22 protein-coding genes and 1 tRNA gene are annotated in these 21064 nt (G+C 34.3%); 11 read left to right on the forward strand and 12 right to left on the reverse strand.

Going from position 1 to position 21064, the window contains the following annotated elements; all coding sequences use genetic code 11:
* The first annotated feature begins 16 nt into the window (after positions 1 to 16).
* Positions 17 to 1237: a 2-oxoglutarate dehydrogenase complex dihydrolipoyllysine-residue succinyltransferase gene (gene odhB, locus AAC084_RS06635; RefSeq protein WP_339838575.1), complete on the forward strand. Its 1221-nt coding sequence runs from the start codon at positions 17 to 19 to the stop codon at positions 1235 to 1237.
* Between the two features lie 41 nt (positions 1238 to 1278).
* Here the strand turns inward: odhB and AAC084_RS06640 are convergent, their stop codons facing one another.
* Positions 1279 to 1728, reverse strand: a complete 450-nt coding sequence (locus tag AAC084_RS06640) for a retropepsin-like aspartic protease (RefSeq protein ID WP_339838577.1) — start codon at positions 1726 to 1728, stop codon at positions 1279 to 1281.
* Between the two features lie 37 nt (positions 1729 to 1765).
* Between AAC084_RS06640 and AAC084_RS06645 the strand changes: the two genes are divergently transcribed.
* The 8 genes from AAC084_RS06645 to AAC084_RS06680 all read left to right on the forward strand — a co-directional run bounded on the left by AAC084_RS06645 (position 1766) and on the right by AAC084_RS06680 (position 6917).
* Positions 1766 to 2533 carry a TatD family hydrolase gene (locus AAC084_RS06645; protein ID WP_339838579.1) on the forward strand — a complete coding sequence of 256 codons (768 nt, stop codon included), beginning with the start codon at positions 1766 to 1768 and terminating at the stop codon, positions 2531 to 2533.
* Positions 2534 to 2554: 21 nt separating this feature from the next.
* Positions 2555 to 3586 (forward strand): asparaginase, encoded by a 1032-nt coding sequence (locus AAC084_RS06650; RefSeq protein WP_339838582.1) that lies wholly within the window; start codon positions 2555 to 2557, stop codon positions 3584 to 3586.
* Between the two features lie 71 nt (positions 3587 to 3657).
* Positions 3658 to 3745, forward strand: a tRNA-Ser gene (locus AAC084_RS06655).
* A gap of 77 nt (positions 3746 to 3822) precedes the next feature.
* Entirely contained in the window at positions 3823 to 4572 is a 750-nt protein-coding gene (locus tag AAC084_RS06660) for a MotA/TolQ/ExbB proton channel family protein (RefSeq protein ID WP_339838585.1), read from the forward strand.
* A gap of 26 nt (positions 4573 to 4598) precedes the next feature.
* Complete coding sequence (locus AAC084_RS06665; RefSeq protein WP_339838587.1) at positions 4599 to 5030, forward strand: hypothetical protein; 432 nt, start codon at positions 4599 to 4601, stop codon at positions 5028 to 5030.
* 14 nt (positions 5031 to 5044) lie between these two features.
* Positions 5045 to 5668, forward strand: a complete 624-nt coding sequence (locus tag AAC084_RS06670) for a biopolymer transporter ExbD (RefSeq protein ID WP_339838590.1) — start codon at positions 5045 to 5047, stop codon at positions 5666 to 5668.
* A gap of 21 nt (positions 5669 to 5689) precedes the next feature.
* Positions 5690 to 6172 (forward strand): biopolymer transporter ExbD, encoded by a 483-nt coding sequence (locus AAC084_RS06675; protein WP_339838593.1) that lies wholly within the window; start codon positions 5690 to 5692, stop codon positions 6170 to 6172.
* Between the two features lie 76 nt (positions 6173 to 6248).
* On the forward strand, positions 6249 to 6917 hold the full coding sequence (locus AAC084_RS06680) for a porin family protein (protein ID WP_339838596.1): 669 nt from the start codon (positions 6249 to 6251) through the stop codon (positions 6915 to 6917).
* On the opposite strand, the gene AAC084_RS06685 is transcribed toward AAC084_RS06680, so the two are convergent.
* From AAC084_RS06685 to pyrH, 6 genes are all read right to left on the reverse strand, one after another.
* Positions 6912 to 7517: a hypothetical protein gene (locus AAC084_RS06685; protein ID WP_339838599.1), complete on the reverse strand. Its 606-nt coding sequence runs from the start codon at positions 7515 to 7517 to the stop codon at positions 6912 to 6914. The genes AAC084_RS06680 and AAC084_RS06685 overlap by 6 nt on opposite strands.
* Positions 7517 to 8974 (reverse strand): RNA polymerase factor sigma-54, encoded by a 1458-nt coding sequence (gene rpoN / locus AAC084_RS06690; RefSeq protein WP_339838602.1) that lies wholly within the window; start codon positions 8972 to 8974, stop codon positions 7517 to 7519. The genes AAC084_RS06685 and rpoN overlap by 1 nt, the downstream gene beginning before the upstream one ends.
* Before the next feature lie 38 nt (positions 8975 to 9012).
* The gene (gene asnS, locus AAC084_RS06695; protein WP_339838604.1) at positions 9013 to 10446 is read right to left on the reverse strand and encodes an asparagine--tRNA ligase; all 1434 of its coding nucleotides are present in this window, start codon (positions 10444 to 10446) and stop codon (positions 9013 to 9015) included.
* A 98-nt stretch (positions 10447 to 10544) separates the two neighbouring features.
* Positions 10545 to 12932 carry an efflux RND transporter permease subunit gene (locus AAC084_RS06700; protein ID WP_339838607.1) on the reverse strand — a complete coding sequence of 796 codons (2388 nt, stop codon included), beginning with the start codon at positions 12930 to 12932 and terminating at the stop codon, positions 10545 to 10547.
* A gap of 131 nt (positions 12933 to 13063) precedes the next feature.
* On the reverse strand, positions 13064 to 13618 hold the full coding sequence (gene frr / locus AAC084_RS06705) for a ribosome recycling factor (RefSeq protein WP_339838610.1): 555 nt from the start codon (positions 13616 to 13618) through the stop codon (positions 13064 to 13066).
* 43 nt (positions 13619 to 13661) lie between these two features.
* A complete protein-coding gene (gene pyrH / locus AAC084_RS06710) occupies positions 13662 to 14369 on the reverse strand; it encodes a UMP kinase (RefSeq protein WP_339838613.1) in 708 nt (235 codons plus the stop codon).
* Positions 14370 to 14522: 153 nt separating this feature from the next.
* On the opposite strand from pyrH, the gene AAC084_RS06715 reads away from it, so the two are divergent.
* A complete protein-coding gene (locus AAC084_RS06715) occupies positions 14523 to 16391 on the forward strand; it encodes a peptidase M61 (RefSeq protein ID WP_339838616.1) in 1869 nt (622 codons plus the stop codon).
* A 105-nt stretch (positions 16392 to 16496) separates the two neighbouring features.
* Here the strand turns inward: AAC084_RS06715 and tsf are convergent, their stop codons facing one another.
* The 4 genes from tsf to rplM form a co-directional block, all read right to left on the reverse strand.
* Positions 16497 to 17321 carry a translation elongation factor Ts gene (tsf, locus tag AAC084_RS06720; RefSeq protein ID WP_339838618.1) on the reverse strand — a complete coding sequence of 275 codons (825 nt, stop codon included), beginning with the start codon at positions 17319 to 17321 and terminating at the stop codon, positions 16497 to 16499.
* Positions 17322 to 17390: 69 nt separating this feature from the next.
* Positions 17391 to 18530 (reverse strand): 30S ribosomal protein S2, encoded by a 1140-nt coding sequence (gene rpsB / locus AAC084_RS06725; RefSeq protein ID WP_339838620.1) that lies wholly within the window; start codon positions 18528 to 18530, stop codon positions 17391 to 17393.
* A 238-nt stretch (positions 18531 to 18768) separates the two neighbouring features.
* Positions 18769 to 19155: a 30S ribosomal protein S9 gene (gene rpsI, locus AAC084_RS06730; protein ID WP_027064994.1), complete on the reverse strand. Its 387-nt coding sequence runs from the start codon at positions 19153 to 19155 to the stop codon at positions 18769 to 18771.
* A 1-nt stretch (position 19156) separates the two neighbouring features.
* Positions 19157 to 19612 (reverse strand): 50S ribosomal protein L13, encoded by a 456-nt coding sequence (gene rplM, locus AAC084_RS06735; RefSeq protein ID WP_339838623.1) that lies wholly within the window; start codon positions 19610 to 19612, stop codon positions 19157 to 19159.
* A 549-nt stretch (positions 19613 to 20161) separates the two neighbouring features.
* On the opposite strand from rplM, the gene AAC084_RS06740 reads away from it, so the two are divergent.
* A complete protein-coding gene (locus AAC084_RS06740; protein WP_339838626.1) occupies positions 20162 to 20668 on the forward strand; it encodes a hypothetical protein in 507 nt (168 codons plus the stop codon).
* A gap of 54 nt (positions 20669 to 20722) precedes the next feature.
* Here AAC084_RS06740 and AAC084_RS06745 read toward each other — a convergent pair whose 3' ends face one another.
* On the reverse strand, positions 20723 to 21034 hold the full coding sequence (locus AAC084_RS06745; RefSeq protein WP_339838628.1) for a T9SS type A sorting domain-containing protein: 312 nt from the start codon (positions 21032 to 21034) through the stop codon (positions 20723 to 20725).
* Between the last annotated feature and the right edge of the window lie 30 nt (positions 21035 to 21064).

Consider the following 21064-nt stretch of genomic DNA (forward strand, 5'->3'; position numbering starts at 1 on the left):
TCAAATTATAGAAAGAATGATTCTAGAAATGAAGGTCCCTTCACCGGGAGAGTCTATCACAGAGGTAGAAATAGCGGAGTGGTTAGTTGAAGATGGGGATTACGTAGAAAAAGATCAGGCAATTGCTGAGGTAGATTCAGATAAGGCTACTTTAGAATTACCAGCTGAAGCTAGTGGTATTATTACTCTGAAGGCTGAAGAAGGTGATGCTGTAGCGGTTGGTGCCATTGTGTGCTTAATTGATACAAGTGCTGCTAAGCCGGAGGGTGTAGATAAGGCATCTGAGTCTAAAAGTGATGAAGTTAAAAAAGAAGCGGTAGTTGAAAAAGCTCCGCAACCAGTTCAATCTAAAGAAACATATGCATCGGGAGCTCCTTCACCAGCTGCAAAGAAAATATTAGACGAAAAAGGAGTTGATAAAAGCACCGTTTCTGGTTCTGGTCGCGACGGTAGAATTACTAAAGAAGACGCAGTAAATGCAGTTCCTTCTATGGGAACCCCTACTGGTGGTAATCGTGGTGAGACAAGGTCAAAGCTGTCTATGTTGCGTAGAAAAGTTGCTGAGCGTTTAGTTTCTGCTAAGAATGAAACGGCAATGTTGACTACGTTCAACGAAGTGGATATGAGCGCCATCTTTGAACTTAGAAATAAGTATAAGGAAGATTTTAAAAGTAAACACGGAGTTGGTTTAGGGTTTATGTCCTTTTTTACCAAAGCTGTTGTTAGGGCTTTAGAGATGTACCCAGCTGTTAATTCGATGATAGATGGTAAAGAAATGATTTCTTTTGATTTCTGTGATATCAGTATTGCAGTATCGGGACCAAAAGGATTAATGGTGCCGGTAATTAGGAATGCGGAAAATTTAACTTTTAGAGGTATTGAAGCAGAAGTCAAAAGACTGGCTATTAGGGCTCGTGAAGGTGAGATAACTGTAGATGAAATGACAGGAGGTACTTTTACAATAACCAATGGTGGTGTTTTTGGTTCGATGTTATCGACGCCAATAATTAATCCGCCTCAAAGTGCAATTTTAGGTATGCATAATATTGTTGAGCGTCCTATTGCTCGTGACGGCGCTATTGCTATTGCTCCAATTATGTATGTTGCGGTATCTTATGATCACCGTATCATCGATGGTAAAGAATCTGTAGGCTTCTTAGTAGCTATAAAAGAAGCGTTAGAAAGTCCTGAGGCTTTATTAATGGATAATAATGTTAAGAAGGCTTTGGAAATGTAAATTTTCTAAGATATAAATAACACAAAAAGCGTTGAGAATTCTCAACGCTTTTTCTTTTTTAGATAAATACATTTCTTATCGTAGTCTATTATTGCTTTTGATTTTTTTAAAATATCAGCTCCGATTATTCCGTCTACTGGTTGAGCATTGTGAGCTATCAAAGCTTCATTGACATGTTTTAAGTCAAACAATACTATTTTAAGTTTTTTGAATTGCCATGAACGTAAATCTATTACGTTTTTTTTCGAGATAAGAGTTTCCATGTTTGTAGCTCCCGCTCCGGCAGCCTTTATTTTAGATTCTTCGGATATTAGATTGAAATGTTCAATACGGTCCATGCCAATACATGTATTCGAAGCACCTGTATCTAAAATGAATCGACCTTTAATGGAGTTTATTTTTGCATTAATCTCAAAGTGGTCCGTTGCCGTTAAAACTAGGGGAATACGAACATATTTTTTTTTCTTTAAAAAGTTTTTGAGGGTACTCATTACTCATTTTTTTCAAAGATAAGTCTATTTTTGCGGCATGATGATAACCGATACACATACGCATTTGTATAGCGAAGCTTTCGATGAGGACAGAAATATTGTTGTTCAAAAAGCCATAGATTTAGGCGTGAAACGATTTTTTATTCCAGCCATTGATTCTACGTATACTCAACGAATGCTCGATTTGGAAAAAGATTTTCCAGAACATGTTTATTTAATGACGGGTTTACATCCTACTCACGTGAAAGAGAGTTTTCAAGATGAGCTGGCACATGTCGAAGAGATGTTGATTAAGCATACTTACTATGCTATAGGTGAAATAGGAATTGATTTATATTGGGATAAAAAGTATTTGAAAGAGCAGCAAATTGCTTTTAGAACCCAGATTCAACTTGCCAAGAAAAATAAACTACCTATCGTTATTCACTGCCGAGATGCTTTTGATGAGGTTTTTGAAATACTTGAAGAAGAGAAAGGAGTAGATTTAAAAGGGATTTTTCATTGTTTTACTGGTACATATGAACAAGCTTTAAAGGCTATATCATATAATATGAAGTTGGGTATAGGAGGCGTTGTTACCTTTAAGAATGGTAAAATAGATACATTTTTAAATAGAATCGAATTAAAACATATTGTATTAGAGACAGACTCCCCTTATTTAGCCCCTATACCTTATAGAGGTAAAAGGAATGAAAGTGCTTATATTGTTAATGTTCTTGAAAAATTGGCTGAAATTCATGGGGTTCCCAATGAACAAGTTGCTATAGCAACTACGAATAACTCGATAGAGGTATTTGGAATTTAGTAATTATCTAAAATATAAAGTTTGAACAAAGTTAAGAGTAGTATTTTATTGATATATACTGGGGGTACCATCGGAATGATGAAGGATTATACTTCTGGTGCGTTGAAGGCTTTTGATTTTTCGCAGTTATTGAAAAATATACCAGAGCTTAATCAACTAGATTGTACGATATCTAGCTATTCTTTTGAGCATCCTATAGATTCATCTAACATGAATCCTACTCATTGGGTTGCAATTTCAGATATTATTGCTGAAAAATATGATGTGTATGATGGTTTTGTAGTGCTGCATGGTAGTGATACTATGAGTTATACAGCCTCTGCTTTAAGTTTCTTATTGGAAAATTTAGGGAAACCTGTTATTTTAACTGGCTCGCAACTGCCGATAGGAGATTTGCGAACTGACGCGAAAGAAAACTTGATTACGGCCATTCAAATAGCGGCATTGAAAAATAATGGTAAAGCTGTTATTCAAGAAGTGGGACTCTATTTTGAATATAAATTATATAGAGGAAATAGAACAACAAAAATAAATGCAGAACATTTTCAGGCATTTGCTTCTTTAAATTATCCACAACTTATTGAATCAGGAGTCCATTTGACGATATTTAATGAGTATTTATTGCCACAAAAGAGAAAATTAAGACTAAAGGCGCATAGGAATATGGATGATAATGTCGCTATTTTAAAAATATTTCCAGGAATTAACAAAAATATTATTGATGCTATATTGGGGGCTAAAAATTTAAAAGCTCTTGTTTTAGAAACATATGGTTCGGGAAATGCGCCGATGGAAGAATGGTTTTTAGACAAGTTGAATGATGCAATAAAAAATGGTATTCATATAATTAACGTAACACAATGTTCTGGTGGTGCAGTTATGATGGGTCATTACGAGACAAGCTCAAGACTTAAGAAAATGCAAGTTATTAATGGTAAGGATATTACAACCGAGGCGGCAATAACAAAAGCGATGTATCTATTGGGTAGTGATGTCTCACATGACTTATTTAAAACGGTTTTTGAAACTTCTTTACGTGGAGAAATGCTTTAAAATTAACAGTGGTTTAATTTCTTTAACTAATATTTTTTTTGTTATTTGCCCACCCTTAAAAGGGTGAACTTAGAGAGGTGGCCGAGTGGTCGAAGGCGCACGCCTGGAAAGTGTGTATACCCCAAAAGGGTATCGAGGGTTCGAATCCCTTCCTCTCTGCAAGTAAGTTTTACTTTTTTTATATTGTTTTTTTTTTATCTTTAACCCTATTAACTAACTAATTTAAGTTCGAAAAAATGAAAAAATTATTCCCAAGCCTAGCAATCGCTGGGGCATTTGTAGCAGGTACAAATATGGCAAGCGCTAAAGTAGCTGCAGTAGCTTTATTACTTCAAGACGCAACACCAGAAGCAGAGGTAGGTTTTACCCAAATGTTAAAAGAAATGTTTATCACTGGTGGTGCCGGTTTTATGGGTATCGTTCTTTTATGTTTGATTCTTGGTTTGGCTGTGGCCATCGAAAGAATAATCTATTTGAACATGGCAAGTACAAACACTACTAAATTAAAACAACAAGTTGAAGATGCTTTGGCGTCAGGTGGTGTAGAAGCTGCTAAGGAAGTTTGTAGAAATACAAAAGGTCCTGTTGCATCTATTTACTACCAAGGTTTGGACAGAGCTGGTGAAAGTGTAGAATCTGCGGAAAAAGCAGTTGTTGCTTACGGTGGTGTTCAAATGGGACAGTTAGAAAAGAATGTTTCTTGGTTGTCATTGTTTATCGCTATTGCACCGATGCTTGGTTTCATGGGTACGGTAATTGGTATGATTCAGGCTTTCCAGAAGATTGCTGCTGTTGGTAACTTAAGTGCATCTCTTATTGCAGGTGATATTCAGGTTGCATTATTGACAACAGTATTTGGTCTTATTACGGCTATTATACTTCAAATTTTTTATAATTATATTATCGCAAAAATTGACAGCATTGTTAATGATATGGAAGATTCTTCGATTTCATTAATCGATATGTTGGTGGATCACAAAAAATAAGTAACACTTTTAATACCTAAAATATTATGCAAAAAATTGTAAAAATAGCATTGGTAGTAATAGGATTACTTGGTGCGGTTCTTTGGTTCATGCTTCCTGAAAGGGATATGCCAGCTGCTGAAGCAGCTAAAAGCGGAGCTATGAACTTTATGTTTATTATAACTTATTTCCTTTTAGCGGTTGCGGTTATAGTAAGTTTAGTCTTTACCTTGAAAAACTTATTCTCTAACCCACAAGGATTGAAAAAAACCTTGTTTGTTGTAGGTGGTCTTTTATTGGTAGTTGGTATTTCTTATGTTATGGCGAGTGGGACGGATGTTTCTCCTGAGTTCATGGCTATGACTACGGAAAGTACAGTTAAGAAAATTGGTATGGGATTGAATGTTTTCTTTATCCTGACGATAATAGCTGTAGCTTCTCTTGTATTGCCAGCAATTAAAAATATGTTTAGTAAATAATAAAATAAAGAACTATGGCTAGAAGAGCAGGAGCACCAGAGGTTAGTGCTGGTTCGATGGCGGACATAGCGTTCCTTTTACTTATCTTTTTCTTGGTAACTACTACTATTGAAACAGATGCAGGATTGGATCGTATGCTTCCACCAATGGAACCACCTACGGAGGAACCACCAATTATTAAGCAAAAGAACATTTTTACGGTAAATATTAACCGAAATGGACAATTGTTGGTGGAAGATGAAATTCTTTCAATTGATAAATTGCGTGAAAAAGCGATGGCGTTTTTAGATAACGGCGGAGCGCCTCAAGGTAGCCCAGATTATTGTAGCTATTGTAAAGGAAAGCGTAATGCTGAATCTTCAGATAACCCAGCAAAGGCAATTATTTCTCTTAAAAATGATCGTGAAACAAAGTACAGTACTTACATTACAGTTCAAAATGAATTGGTAGGGGCGTATAACGATCTTCGTAATAGAGAATCTAAAAGGTTGTTTGGTAAGGAGTATGTTGATATGGAAGCTGAATATTTAAACCCTGAGACTGATGATTCTGTTAAAGAAGAATTGAAAGAAAAGGTAACTCGTATTCAAGGATTGTATCCTCAAAAACTATCCGAAGCTGAAACCTCAAAAGAATAATTAATAACTAAACGTAACACTATGTCAAAATTTGCAAAGAAAAAAGATGGAGAGATACCGGCGGTTTCCACTGCTTCACTTCCTGACATTGTATTTATGCTTTTGTTTTTCTTCATGACGGTAACTGTAATGAAGGATAGTTCTTTGAAGGTTGAAAATGTGCTTCCAAATGCTAGTGAAGTTAAGAAATTGGAGAAAAAAGATCGTGTAATTTATATTTATGTTGGAAAACCAACTAAAGAATACGAGAAGACGTTTGGTACTGAACCAAAAATTCAATTAAACGATAAATTCGCTAGTGCTTCAGAAGTTGGTGATTATATTTTGATGGAGAGAGCTAAAAAACCTCAAGAACTTCAAAATGTATTGACAACAGCACTCAAAGTTGATAAGAATGCTAGTATGGGATTAATATCCGATATTAAACAAGAGTTAAGAAAAGTGAACGCTTTAAAGGTAAATTATACTACCTATGAAGGAGATGCTTTTAATAATTTACAATAGTTAGTTAGTAGTATACAAATTTTCAAAACGCTTCAAATTTATTTGAGGCGTTTTTTTATTTCATTAACTTTACTAGATGCGATTTGTACTTCTTTTTATCCTTCTATCGTTTTCTTCTTTTGGACAAACTACTAATGATAGCATTAGTACTCAACGATATTTTGAAGACCAGTTTTATTTAGGGTTATCCTATAACTTTTTATTAAATATTCCAGAGGGATCTAATCAACGTAATTTATCTTATGGACTACAAGCAGGTGTAATCAATGATATTCCGTTAAATCGCTCAGGAACTAAGGCTATAGGTATTGGGGCAGGATTAGCTTTAAATAGTTATTATTCGAATCTTGTTGCTGACTTTTCTAATGATGAAATCACCTATAGTATTGATGATGATATTACAAGAAGTAAATTAGAAACACATCTTTTAGAGTTTCCGGTAGAATTTAGGTGGCGTAATTCAACAGTCGAGGAATATAAGTTCTGGAGAATTTATACAGGAATCAAAGCGGCTTATATAGTTGGGGCAAGGTCTAAATTTGTTTCAGACACATCTAGCGAAGGATTTTATAATACGGATCTTTCAAAATTTCAATATGGATTAACATTAAGCTTTGGGTATAATACTTTTAACCTACATGCTTATTATGCTTTAACCGATTTATTTGATGGTAGTGCTACTGTTAATGGTGAAGTTCTTCAATACCGACCACTTCGTATTGGGCTTATATTTTATATTCTATAACCAGAATCTTACAGTCAATAGCTGGGATAACAGGCCAATAAAAATACCCATAATAAGTTCTATTCTAGTGTGTGCTCTTAAATAAAGACGAGCAGATAATATTGCACCGGTGAGTACAATAAAAACACTTATTGCTATTATTAAATTGATTTCGAAATGTATGCTTAGATTAATTAGATACATTAGTAAGCTACTAACGCCTACCGCATGTAAGCTTGTTTTAAAGTTGAATAACAATAATAGAATACATGCAACCGTAGCTCCTAAAAGACCTGTAAAGTAGAAATATAGTTCACTAACATAATTATTAGGAATCACCTTATAGAGTATTAAAAGTAGAATAGTGGCATGAATATAAAGAGGGTATTTACGTTCTGTTGCGGTTTCTAGAAAAATGGAATTTACTAAGCCTAAATTTTTTAAAATAAAAAATGTCACAATTGGGATTATGACCGTTAATATGAAGATTGGTAATATACTAGCGCTTTGTATTTCTAAAGGCGTGTATTTGGGGGTTATAAGAAAATAAGCAACGGTACCACCTATAGGAATGAAAAGTGGATGAAGAAGATAGGAAATGAAATTTGAAAAAACCTTCATTAAATTTCTTTTCTCATTCTGGCAACGGGTATATTAAGTTGTTCCCTGTATTTTGCAACCGTTCTTCTAGCAATAGGATAGCCTTTATCTTTTAAAATACCAGCAAGCTTATCATCAGTAAGTGGTTTCTTCTTAGCTTCGTTTAGAATAACAGTCTCTAGAATTTTTTTGATTTCTTTGGTAGATACGTCTTCACCTTGTTCATTTTTCATTGATTCAGAGAAATACTCTTTTATCAATTTAGTACCATACGGAGTGTCCACGTACTTACTATTTGCTACTCGTGATACAGTAGAGACATCCATACCGATCTCGTCAGCAATATCTTTTAAAATCATTGGGCGCAAGTTTCGCTCATCACCGGTTAAAAAGTATTCCTTTTGATAATGCATGATAGAGTTCATGGTAATGAACAAAGTTTGTTGACGTTGTCTTATCGCATCAATAAACCATTTTGCAGCATCTAATTTCTGCTTTATGAACATTACCGTATCTTTTTGAGATTTAGACTTGTCTTTGGCTTCTTTGTAGCCTTTTAACATGTTACTATATTCTCTCGATACATGCAATTCAGGAGCATTACGACCATTAAGAGTTAATTCTAATTCACCCTCAACAATTCGTATGGCAAAATCAGGAACTACATGTTCAGCAATGCGGTTGTTACCGGAATACGACCCGCCAGGTTTAGGGTTGAGCTTTTCAATTTCACTAATAGCACTTTTTAGTTCTGCCTCAGTGATATTGTGCTTTTGTATTAATTTTTGATAATGCTTTTTAGTGAAATGTTCAAAAGATTTTTTAAGAATTTCGGTAGCCATTTCTACACTTGGCGTGATTTCTTTTCGTTCTAGTTGAATAATTAAACACTCTTCAAGTGAACGAGCGCCAACACCGGGAGGATCTAAATCTTGAACGATTGATAATATCTTTGTGATAGTAGCTTCATCGGTATAAATATTTTGAGTAAAAGCCAAATCGTCCATGATATCGGCAATGGGTCTTCTGATATATCCGCTTTCATCTACACTACCTATTAGAAATTCAGCAATGGTCCATTGATCATCACTTAAATAAAACGTATTTAATTGATTTATTAAGTGTTGATTAAATGAAATGCCCGCAGCATAGGGTACGCTTTTTTCTTCGTCGTCTGAACTATAATTATTTGCTTTGGTACGATAATCTGGAACTTCATCATCACTTAGATAGTCATCAATATTGATATCTTCGGTATTAATGGTTTCATTTTCAGAATCATCTTCATAGATATCATCATACTCATCAGATGTCGTTTCTAGATCTTCTTTCCCTGTTTCAAGGGCTGGATTTTCCTCCAATTCTTGCTTTAACCGTTGTTCAAAAGCTTGCGTAGGCAATTGAATCAGCTTCATCAATTGAATCTGCTGAGGAGATAGCTTCTGGGATAATTTAAATTGTAGGTGTTGTTTTAGCATTACTTTATTCTAGTACTTGTAAAAGTAACTAAATCCACTTAGAATTCGGCATTCTGTGGTGTTCTAGGAAATGGTATAACATCTCTAATATTACCCATACCTGTAGCGAATAGAACTAATCGTTCGAATCCAAGGCCAAAACCACTATGCTCTGCAGTACCAAACTTTCTTAAATCTAGATACCACCACAGTTCTTTCTCATCAATGCCTAAATCCTTAATTTTCTCTTTAAGGACGTCTAAGCGTTCTTCTCTTTGTGAACCACCAACTATTTCGCCAATACCTGGAAATAAGATGTCCATAGCTCTAACGGTTTTACCATCTTCATTTAAGCGCATGTAGAACGCCTTAATTTTTGCTGGATAATCAAATAAAATAACCGGACATTTAAAATGTTTTTCTACAAGGTAGCGTTCATGCTCACTTTGTAAGTCAGTACCCCATTCTTCAATAGGATATTGAAATTGTTTCTTTTTATTAGGCTTACAGTTTTTAAGAATATCAATTGCTTCAGTATAGCTTACTCTTTTGAAATTGTTATCAACGACAAATTTTAATTTTTCAATCAGCGCCATGTCGCTTCGCTGAGCTTGTGGCTTACTTTTTTCCTCGTCTAATAACCTTTTTTCTAAAAATTCTAAATCTTCTTGACAGTGTGTTAGGGTATATGAAATAACATTCTTAATGAAATCTTCGGCTAGATCCATGTTGGCGTCTAAGTCAAAGAAAGCCATTTCTGGTTCAATCATCCAGAATTCTGCTAAATGTCTTGAAGTATTCGAGTTTTCGGCTCTAAATGTTGGTCCGAAAGTATAAACTTTACCCAAAGCCATTGCGTATGCCTCAGCTTCTAATTGCCCTGAAACAGTCAAATTTGTTTCTTTTCCGAAGAAATCTTCTTTGTAATCAACTGATCCGTCATCATTTAAAGGTGGATTCTTTTCGTCTAAGGTAGTTACCCTAAACATTTCACCTGCCCCTTCAGCATCTGATCCGGTAATAATTGGTGCGTGAAAATAATTAAACCCATTCTCTCTAAAGTAATTGTGAATAGCAAAAGATAGGGTAGACCTGACACGCATAATTGCAGCGAACGTATTCGTGCGAATTCTTAAATGCGCCTTTTCCCTTAAAAATTCTAAAGAATGTTTTTTAGGTTGAATAGGGTATTCTTCTGGGTCGGCAATACCCAATACTTCTAAAGCCGAAACTTGAACTTCAACAGATTGACCTCTACCTTGACTTTCTACAAGTGTACCGGTGATTTTTAATGCAGCTCCGGTATTTACTTTTTTCAATAATTCTTCATCAAAATTTTCAAAATCGACAACACATTGAATTGTATTCAAAGTAGAGCCATCATTTAAAGCAATAAATCTATTGCTTCTAAAAGTTCGTACCCAACCTTTGATAGTTATTTCTTGAAGTAAATTTTTACTTGATAATAGTTCTTTTATAGTAGCTGAACGCATGCTGATCGAATTGAAAATTAAAACGCCAAAGATAGGATTTTGTTAAAAAACAATTGGCTTAAGTTGCTATATAAAACCAATACTAAAATGAATTTTATCTAAATTTTATTTTCATCTTGTGGCAATATGTCTATTTGTGGTTTTTTAAGCGTTTGCTTATTAGCAATGCTCTTTTCTAATGATAGTAGTAGTGAAGGTAACAGAATAAGGTTTGCCAACATTGCTAGAAGTAGTGTTGCAGAAACCAAAGACCCTAAAGCTACTGTGCCCCCAAAATTTGAAATCACAAAGACCGAAAATCCGAAAAACAAAACTATTGAAGTGTAAAACATACTTACACCAGTTTCTCGAAGGGCGTTATAAACCGATTTTTCTATTCTCCAATTGTTTGCGGTTAACTCCTGTCTGTATTTCGCCAAGAAATGTATGGTGTCATCGACCGAAATTCCGAATGCGATACTGAATACTAAAATAGTAGAGGGTTTTATAGGAACTCCAACAAAGCCCATAATGCCTGCGGTAATCACCAGTGGCAGTAAATTTGGAATCAATGAAATGATTATCATTCTAAAAGACCTAAAAAGATAGGCCATGAATAAGGCAATTAAACCAATAGCCAATGCAAGTGACATGATTAAGTTTTTAACGAGGTACTTTGTTCCTTTTAAGAATAAAAGTGCACTACCAGTCATGTAAACATTATATCGTTCAGCAGGAAATATTTTTGAAATATGTTCCATTAAACGTTCTTCAATTTGTTCCATGCGGCTGGTATTAACATCTCGCATAAATGTGGTAATTCTTGCAGTTTGTCCGGTACTATCTACAAATGATTTTAGTAGGTCGCTATTGTCCGAAGATTTTCTCGCAACATCCATAATGAAACTATTCTCTTGACTTGTAGGTAATTGATAATACTTTGGTATACCATTGTAAAAGGCTTGTTTAGAGTATTTTACTAAATTAACCACTGATACTGGCGAAGAAAGCTCTGGGATATCTTCAATGACTTCCCCAAGTTCATTCATTCGTTTAAGAGTAGCTGGTTTTAAAACTCCTTTTGGTGTTTTAGTGTCCACCACTATTTCAACAGGCATAATGCCTTTAAATTCCTTTTCGAAAAAACGGATATCATGAAAGAACTCGGCATTCTTTGGCATATCCTCTATCGGACTTCCTGATATTTTAATTTGATAAATACCAATAATACTAATAACCAATAAAGCAATAGAAACAATGTAGACTGTTATTCTACGGTGTCTTACGATACGTTCCATCCAACTTACAAAGGCATCAATCCATTTTTTGTTTAAGTGTTTTAAATGCTTTGTCTTAGGTAAAGGCATGAAACTATATACTATCGGAATAATAAGTAGGGAAAGAACAAAGATGCCTAGTATGTTGATAGAGGCCACAATACCAAATTCTTTTAAAAGCTTACTATCTGTTATAATAAATGTTGCGAAACCTGATGCAGTGGTGATATTAGTCATCAATGTGGCGTTCCCGATTTTAGAAATCACTCGCTGTAATGAAAGCGCCTGATTACCATGTTTTTTAACTTCCTGTTGGTATTTATTAATTAAGAAAATACAATTTGGAATACCAATTACAATAATTAAAGGAGGAATAAGTGCGGTAAGTACTGTTATTTCATACTGCAGCAGTCCGAGTAAGCCGAAGGCCCACATTACACCAATGATAACTACACACATTGAAATTACGGTAGCTCTTATGCTTCTAAAAAAGAAGAAGAAGATTATGGAAGTAACACCAAGAGCTGCCAAAATAAATTTACCGATTTCATCGATAATATTCTGTGAATTCATTGTTCTTACATATGGCATGCCAGATATATGAACGTCTAAATTCGTTTCTTTTTCGAAATTATGTACTAATGAATTTAAGTCCTGTAAAATGAAGTCTTTTCTAACTGTCGTATTTACAATATCCTTATCTAAATATATTATTGTACGAAGTGTTTTACTCTCTTTATTAAATAGTAGATTTTCGTAAAAGGGTAGGTCGTTGAATAAATGATTGGTGATGCTATCGATTTCTTTCTGAGATTTTAATTCACTAGAAATTAAAGGGCGCATTTTAAATTCTTGCTTCTCATTGTCCTTGTAAAGTTCTTGAAGATTGTCTGTAGATAAAACGAATTCTACTTCTGGGAATGCACCTAGTTGTTTGCTTAATTTATTCCATCGATTGAAATTGGTAGGTTTAAAGAGTGCACTATCACGTATTGCAAAAACTACAGCGTTGCCTTCTTCACCAAACTTGCTAAGAAAATCTTGATATTCTATATTTACTGGGTGATCATCTGGTAACAAATTGGTCTGCGAACTAGAAAATCGCATGTATTGCCACTGCATGGCCATGAAAATTGTAAATCCGATGATGAGAAGAATGATTAGGATTCTGTTTCTCAGAATAATGTTTGCCGTTTTAGGCCAAAATCCTTTAGTTAGTTTAGCTACCATAACTGTTTTTGCAGGCGTCAAAGGTAACCAATAGGTACATTTGTTCCTAAATAGAAAAGTTTAAAATTTATAGTAAATAAAAAAAGCTACCAGTATCAGGTAGCTTATTCTATTAAAAAAATGTTTTGAAACTATATTTTCATAATTTCTGCCTCTTTTTTTGATAAGAAGTCATCAATTTTTTTGGTATACCCGTCGGTTAATTCTTGAACATCTGCAGTTGCATTTTTCTGAAGGTCTTCAGAGATATCAAGATCTTTTATTTCCTTATTTGCATCTTGCCTAGCACTACGCACGCCTACTTTTGCGTGTTCCGCTTCTGCCTTAGCCTGTTTTGTAAGTTGTATTCTTCTTTCCTCTGTTAATGGTGGAACATTAATGATAATTAAATCGCCGTTATTCATTGGGTTGAAGCCTAAGTTGGCATTCATAATTGCTTTTTCAATCTCTTGTAGCATTCCCTTTTCCCATGGTTGAACAGAAATAGTTCGTCCATCTGGAGTATTAACGTTGGCTACTTGGGATAATGGAGTTTGCGAACCATAATAATCCACTAAAACGGATGATAACATGGCAGGGCTTGCTTTACCTGCTCTAATTTTTAAAAATTCACGCTCAAGATGTGACATAGCAGCATCCATTCCTTCTTTTGTCGCGTCTAAAACAAATTGTACTTCTTCGTTCATAAAGCAATTATATTATTTTCTCGAAACATAAACTGTACCAAAATTAAATATTGACTGTTGTACCAATACTTTGGCCGTCAACAATTTTAAGTAAGTTTCCTTTTTTGTTCATATCAAAAACTACAATTGGTAGTTCATTTTCTTGACTTAATGTAAAGGCAGTCGTATCCATAACTTTAAGTCCTTTTTTAAGGACGTCATTAAAAGATATAGAATCAAATTTCGTTGCGTTTTTATCTTTCTCTGGGTCTGCTGTATAAATACCGTCTACACGGGTGCCTTTTAAAATTACGTCTGCTTCTATTTCAATAGCTCTTAAAACTGCTGCAGAATCGGTCGTGAAATAAGGGTTTCCTGTACCACCTCCGAATATAACTACTCTACCTTTTTCTAGGTGTCTCATTGCTCTCCTTCTTATGAAAGGTTCGGCTACTTCATTTATTTTTATTGCTGACTGCAGTCTAGTTTGAACACCACACAACTCTAATGCACTTTGTAAGGCAAGACCATTTATAACAGTTGCAAGCATACCCATATGATCTGCCTGAACTCGGTCCATTCCTGTCGCTGCTCCTGCTAATCCACGGAAAATATTTCCTCCACCAATAACAATAGCCACTTCAATACCTTTCTCTACTACTTCTTTAATCTCTTCTGCGTATTCATTAAGCCTGTTGGAATCAATACCATATTGCTTTTCACCCATTAGGGCTTCGCCACTTAATTTTAGAAGAATTCTTTTGTAGTGCATCTTAATTTTTTATTTGCCATCAAAAATAATGAAAATATTCGATGGGTGTTGTCAATATTTAATTGAAGCAAAACATAATTGATACTAAAAGGTGTATAGCAGATTATATATCTTTGGTATCCTAAAATTAAAAAGTAAAATACTTTATTTACTATGAGAAAAATTATAATAGTCTTCGCTCTAGCATTTCTTTGTTATGCTTGCGGAGCTGGTAAATCGATATTATCTAATAATGGTAGTCCAATATTAACTACAATTGATTTAGTTAATGTAGTTGATGACCGAGTACAGGTAGAAATAAATCCTGGTGTTTTTACTACCGAAACAGTGTTGTTTAGAATACCTAAAACGGTTCCTGGTACATATAGTACGGATAATTATGGTAAATATATTCAGGATTTTATAGCGCTTGATTATGAAGGAAATCAGCTTGAAGCTAGTAAGCTAGATGAAAACTCGTGGAATATTGTCAATGGAGTACAGCTTGATAAGATTAAGTATTGGGTAAATGATACGTATGATACTGAAAACGAAGTTGTAGAGGCCGTATTTTCACCTGCGGGAACCAATATTTCTAAAGGAAGCAATTACATGCTTAATCTTCATGGGTTTGTTGGGTATTTTGATGGTTTAAAAGAGATCGCCTATCGTTTAGAAATTTTAAAACCTAATTGTTTAATTTCTACTACATCATTGAAGAAGAAAACGGAATATGTAAATGGGGATAAAGATGTTTTTGTAGCTGATAGATATTTTGAGGTCATTGATAATCCTATTATGTACGCTAAGGCTAATAGTGAAACTTTTGAAATTAATGGAATTACTGTTACCCTAAGTCTTTTTTCGCCGAACGGGGTTTATAAAGCATCAGATTTGAAAGAAAGAATGATGGCAATGATGGGGGCTCAAAAGAGATTTCTTGGGGAAGTCAATAGTACAAAAGAGTATAATATTTTACTTTATTTATCAGATGTGAATACATTAGATGCTAAAGGTTTTGGCGCTTTAGAACATCATACTTCTACTGTGGTAGTGTTGCCAGAAGCTATGCCTTTAGAACCTTTGGAGCAAGCTATGGTAGATGTTGTGTCTCATGAATTTTTTCATATTGTAACACCTTTATCCGTTCATTCTAGAGAGATACAATATTTTGATTTCAATGATCCTAAGATGTCAATGCACTTGTGGATGTATGAAGGAACAACTGAATATTTTGCTAATCTATTTCAAATTCAACAGGGTTTGATAACTGAAGATGATTTCTATGTTCGCATGTTGGAAAAGATGAATAATGCAAAGTATTATGATGATAACATGTCTTTTACTTTAATGAGCGAGAATATTTTAGAAGAGCCTTACGAGGAAAATTATGCCAATGTTTATGAAAAGGGTGCTTTAATTAATATGTGTTTAGATATTTTACTACGGGAGAAAAGTAATGGTGAAAAAGGTATGTTGTGGCTTATGAAAGAGCTCTCTAAAAAATATGGTGCCAATGTACCTTTTGAAGATAAAGCTTTGTTAGATGAAATTGTTTCTATGACTTACCCTGAGGTAGATTCTTTTTTTAAGCAACATGTTGTAGGTAATAGACCAATTAATTATGAGGTATTTTTAGAAAAGGTTGGTTTGGGTATTTCGAATGTTGAAGAGCCAGCAGGATATTTTTTTGATGGTCAAGTACCTTATATTGATGTAGATGTTGAAAATGATAGTGTTGTTTACATTAGAAAGGGTATTGATTTGAACTCCTTTTTTTCTGATTTGAAATTACAGGGGGGTGATGTTTTTAAATCTATAAATGGTAGTGAAATTACAATTGAATCAATAAGGTCGATAATAGGTGAAAGCTTTGGTTGGGTTCCTGAAACTGTGGTTAATATAACTGTTGAACGAAATGGAGAGGTAGTTTCAGTTGAGGGAAAGGTGGGGCAACCTTCTAAAAATGTCAAAAAGATAGTTCCTTTAAAAGAAGTGGATAGTAATTTGACGGCTTTAAGAAATGCTTGGTTAAAGGGCTAGTCTAACTATTTGAATAAGTTTTGTTTTTATTTAACATAGTGGAAATAAAAAAACCGTCTACTTTTAACAGTAAGACGGTTTTTTATTGAGTTAGTTGTATTGTAATTAACCTAATGCAACTCTTTTAAACCCTATTACTTCTAAATTAGAATCAATAGATTTTACGTATTGAGAAACACTTTGTTTACTGTCTTTAATGAAATCTTGATTAACCAAGGTGTTGTCTTTAAAGAAACGCTTTAATTTACCTTTTGCAATATTATCAAGCATTGCTTCTGGCTTACCTTCTTGACGTAATTGATCTTTTGCAATTTCAATTTCTTTATCGATTACCGATTGATCAACACCATCTTCATTCAATGCAACTGGGTTCATAGCTGCAGCTTGCATAGAAACATCTTTTGCAACTTCTTCTGCACCATCAACCGCAGCTGAAAGTCCTGTTAGAACAGCAATTTTATTTCCTGCATGAATGTATGAACCTACAAAAGGAGCACTTAATGTTTCAAAACCTCCGATTTCAATCTTTTCGCCAATAACACCTGTTTGTTCAATAAGTTTTTCTTGAACAGTCATACCCTTGTAATCGGCGGCTAAGAATGCATCTTTAGAATCGTAATTGATTGCTAAATCTGCTAATTCAGTTGCCAACGTTACAAAAGTTTCGTTTTTAGCTACGAAATCAGTCTCGCAATTAAGTGAAATGATTACGCCATTTGTATGAGCATCATTTACTTTAGCGATAGCAGCACCTTCAGAAGAATCTCTATCGGCTCTTTTTGCTGCTACTTTTTGACCTTTTTTACGAAGAACTTCAATTGCAGTTTCAAAATCGCCTTCAGCTTCAACTAAAGCATTTTTGCAATCCATCATTCCTGCACCTGTCGTTTTTCTTAATCTATTAACTTCTGCGGCTGTAATCTTTGCCATTTCTTTTACTTTTAGTGTACCCGTTTTAGGGGTTATTCTTAATTTGTTTATATAAAAAAATGTAGTTACTTATTCTACACCACCTTTAGTGTTGTCTTGCCATTCTTTAAGTTCATCCCATTTACCATCAGCAGCCATTTTAGCTTGCTTTGGCCAAGAGGTTGGATCTAAATGAGCCATTCTTGAACTTGCCTCTGTTAAGATTGTTTTGATTTTTTCAGCATCCCCTTTAGAAAGGTCAGAGAAAGTAACTATTCCTGCAGCAACTAATGCTTCAGCAGCTTTAGGTCCGATACCTTCCACTTTAGTTAAGTCATCTGCCTCAACTTTTGCTTCTTTTTCAACAGCTTCTTTAGTAGCCTCAACATTAACTTCAACGTCTGGTACTTTAGCAACTACCGGAGCTGGTTTTGTGTCAACTTTTTCAGGAGTTGGCGCTGGTTTATCAGCAGCTTCTTTTTTCTTAGGAGCTTTTTCTTTTTTTGCATCAGATTTACCTTCAGCAGCATCACCTTTTTCAGACTTACGTTCTGCAAGACCTTCGGCAACCGCATTGGTAACTTCAGTCATAATGATGTCAATTGACTTAGAAGCATCATCATTAGAAGGTATTAAATAATCTACATCTCTAGGGTCACAGTTGGTATCGACCATTGCGAAAATAGGAATGTTCAATTTTTGAGCTTCTTTAACAGCAATGTGCTCTCTCATCGTATCAACGATGAATAAAGCGCCTGGTAAACGTGTCATTTCAGAAATAGAACCTAAGTTCTTTTCTAATTTTGCACGTAAACGATCTACTTGAAGTCTTTCTTTTTTAGAAAGAGTTAAGAATGTACCGTCCTTTTTCATACGATCGATAGAAGCCATTTTCTTTACAGCTTTACGAATAGTAACGAAATTGGTCAACATACCACCTGGCCATCTTTCAGTGATGTAAGGCATGTTTACATTCCCTGCTTTTTCAGCAACAATGTCCTTTGCTTGTTTTTTGGTAGCTACGAAAAGTATTTTTCTACCTGATGCTGCAATTTTACTAAGAGCCTCATTGGTCTCGTCTAATTTTGCAACTGTTTTGTAAAGGTTGATTACGTGAATACCATTACGCTCCATGTAGATGTAAGGAGCCATGTTTGGATTCCACTTTCTTGTTAGGTGACCAAAATGTACACCTGCTTCTAATAATTGTTTTACTTCGACTCTCGCCATTTTAAATTTAGTTTACGTTCTTATGAATTAGCAATGATAAAGTGGTATTTGCAATTGAGCAAAAGCCTTCACCATTTAGATGCTAAACTAATTTACCTTAAATCTTAAAGTGATTAAAGGATTTTTAATTGTCCGTGATGGACTTTCAATGAACTTGTTAATAATCTGGATTTTCCAGTATGATAAAAAATATAAAACAGGCACCCATAAAGAGTGCCTGGTGCTTTTGTAATTCGAATTAACGTTTCGAGAATTGGAATTTTTTACGTGCTTTTTTCTGACCGAATTTCTTACGTTCAACCATTCTTGGGTCTCTTGTTAATAAACCTTCTGGCTTTAAGATAGTTCTGTTCTCAGCATCAATTTCACACATTGCTCTAGAAAGTGCAAGACGTATTGCTTCTGCTTGACCAGTAATACCACCACCGTAAACATTTACTTTTACATTGTAAGTATCTAAACTTTCAGTTAATGTGAAAGGTTGTTTTACTTTATACTGAAGTGTTGCAGTTGGAAAGTATACACTTAAATCTTTATTGTTAATAGTAATGTCTCCATTTCCATCAGAAAGATATACTCTAGCTACAGCGGTCTTTCTACGACCAATTTTATGAATTACTTCCATCTTATTTAATGTCTTTTAGATTAACAACAGTAGGTTTCTGAGCCTCTTGACCATGTTCAGTACCTGCGTAAACTTTTAGGTTTCTGAAAAGTTCCGCTCCTAATCTATTTTTAGGTAACATCCCTTTTATTGCTTTTTCAAGAATACCTTCTGGATTTTTTTCCAACAATTGTTTTACGCTAGTAGAACGTTGACCACCTGGGTAGCCTGTGTATCTTAAATAAGTCTTATCCGACCATTTATTTCCCGAAAGAACTATTTTCTCTGCGTTGATTATAACAACATTATCACCACAATCAACATGAGGGGTGAAGCTTGGTTTGTGCTTTCCTCTTAACAAATAGGCGACTTTTGAAGCCATGCGTCCTAATGTTTCTCCTTCGGCATCTACCAATAACCACTCTTTGTTTACAGTTGTTCTGTTGGCCGAAACGGTCTTATAACTTAATGTATCCACTACTGCTATTTTTAACTATTATTTTAATCAATCCCGTCAAAGGGGCTGCAAATCTACGATTATTAACTTGAATAACAAATACTTGTTTCTTTATTTTTCACATTTTTATTGCAAATGCAATTTCATAGTAATTTAAAACAAATACAATTTTGTTAAAGTCCTCTATTTTGATACCATTTTTGTATAAATGAACTGTTTTTTTTGAGTCACTCAGCCTTCAGAGTCAATTAATCAAAGAACGTCTTATTATGGGTAAATACCTTTATTTGAACTTATTTTTTTAAATTATATTTATTTTAAATGCTAGAAATGACACCTTATAAATGAGTAAGGATTATACTGCTGCACCAATGCCAGCTGGTTAGTCAATTATTATTGATGTTTTTTTTCAAATAGTGGATGGGATAATATTCTATGTGTTGACGACTTTATTGTTTTTGTGCCAAATTATTGGTGCCAGGCTGGATGAGTGAGTAGTTCAATCAAAGGTTATTGAAATAATTTATGAATATTTTCGTTTTAAAAGGTTGATAACCAAATTTAACGATTATGTATAAACATATTTTATCTTGTATAGGAATGGCTCTAGTACTAATTTCTTGTAGTTCAGACAAAAACGAAGATGGGGTAGAAGCTGAAGTTGCCAGTACTACTATTATAGGTACATGGGATGCTACTGAGCTTGAAATTGATAATGAAACGGCAAATGATGATGTTAAATTTGGCAAGCAAATTTTAGATTTTCTGACGAATAAAGATTGTTACATTATAACATTGCAGTTTAACGAAGATTTGACGGCTACCGCTTCTAATTCATCGAATTATGTAGAAGTAAACGCGACTGCAACGGGTTTAGATATTCCTTGCCCTACAGAGTCAGATGAAACTGAAAGCACTTATACTTTTGATGGAGAAACGGTAACCACCATAGATGAAAATGGTGAAGAGTTGACTATAGGAGTAACAATAGATGGGGATATTATGACTGTTGATGCAAGTGATCTTGATATTCCTAACTTTTCTGAAGACGGACGATTAATATTCATTAAGCGATAAAAGCTTAAATCTCATATAATAAATATTAACCTTTGCACACCGTGTGAGGGTTTTTTATTGCTTGTAAAACTTTGCTTTTACATTTTGAAGTTCCGATTGTATTGTAATCATATACAATCCTTTTTCAAGATTAAATACGGGAATGTTAAGGGCATTTCGTTTAATATCCCATTGGTGGAAGATAACTTGCGTTCCATAACTATTCCTAATACTTATTGCAGCATTTGTGTCATTTTTTAAACCAAGAACATTTATGACATTGGTGGCTGGGTTGGGAAAAATCTTTATGTCATATTTATTCTCTTGTGCAGACAATGTTATTGCACTAAGAAGTAGAAAAAATGATATAATAAAAAGACGTTTCATAAAAAATAGCGTACCTCATAGTAGAAGTAC

Source organism: uncultured Maribacter sp., assembly GCF_963977385.1.
Lineage (GTDB): Bacteria > Bacteroidota > Bacteroidia > Flavobacteriales > Flavobacteriaceae > Maribacter.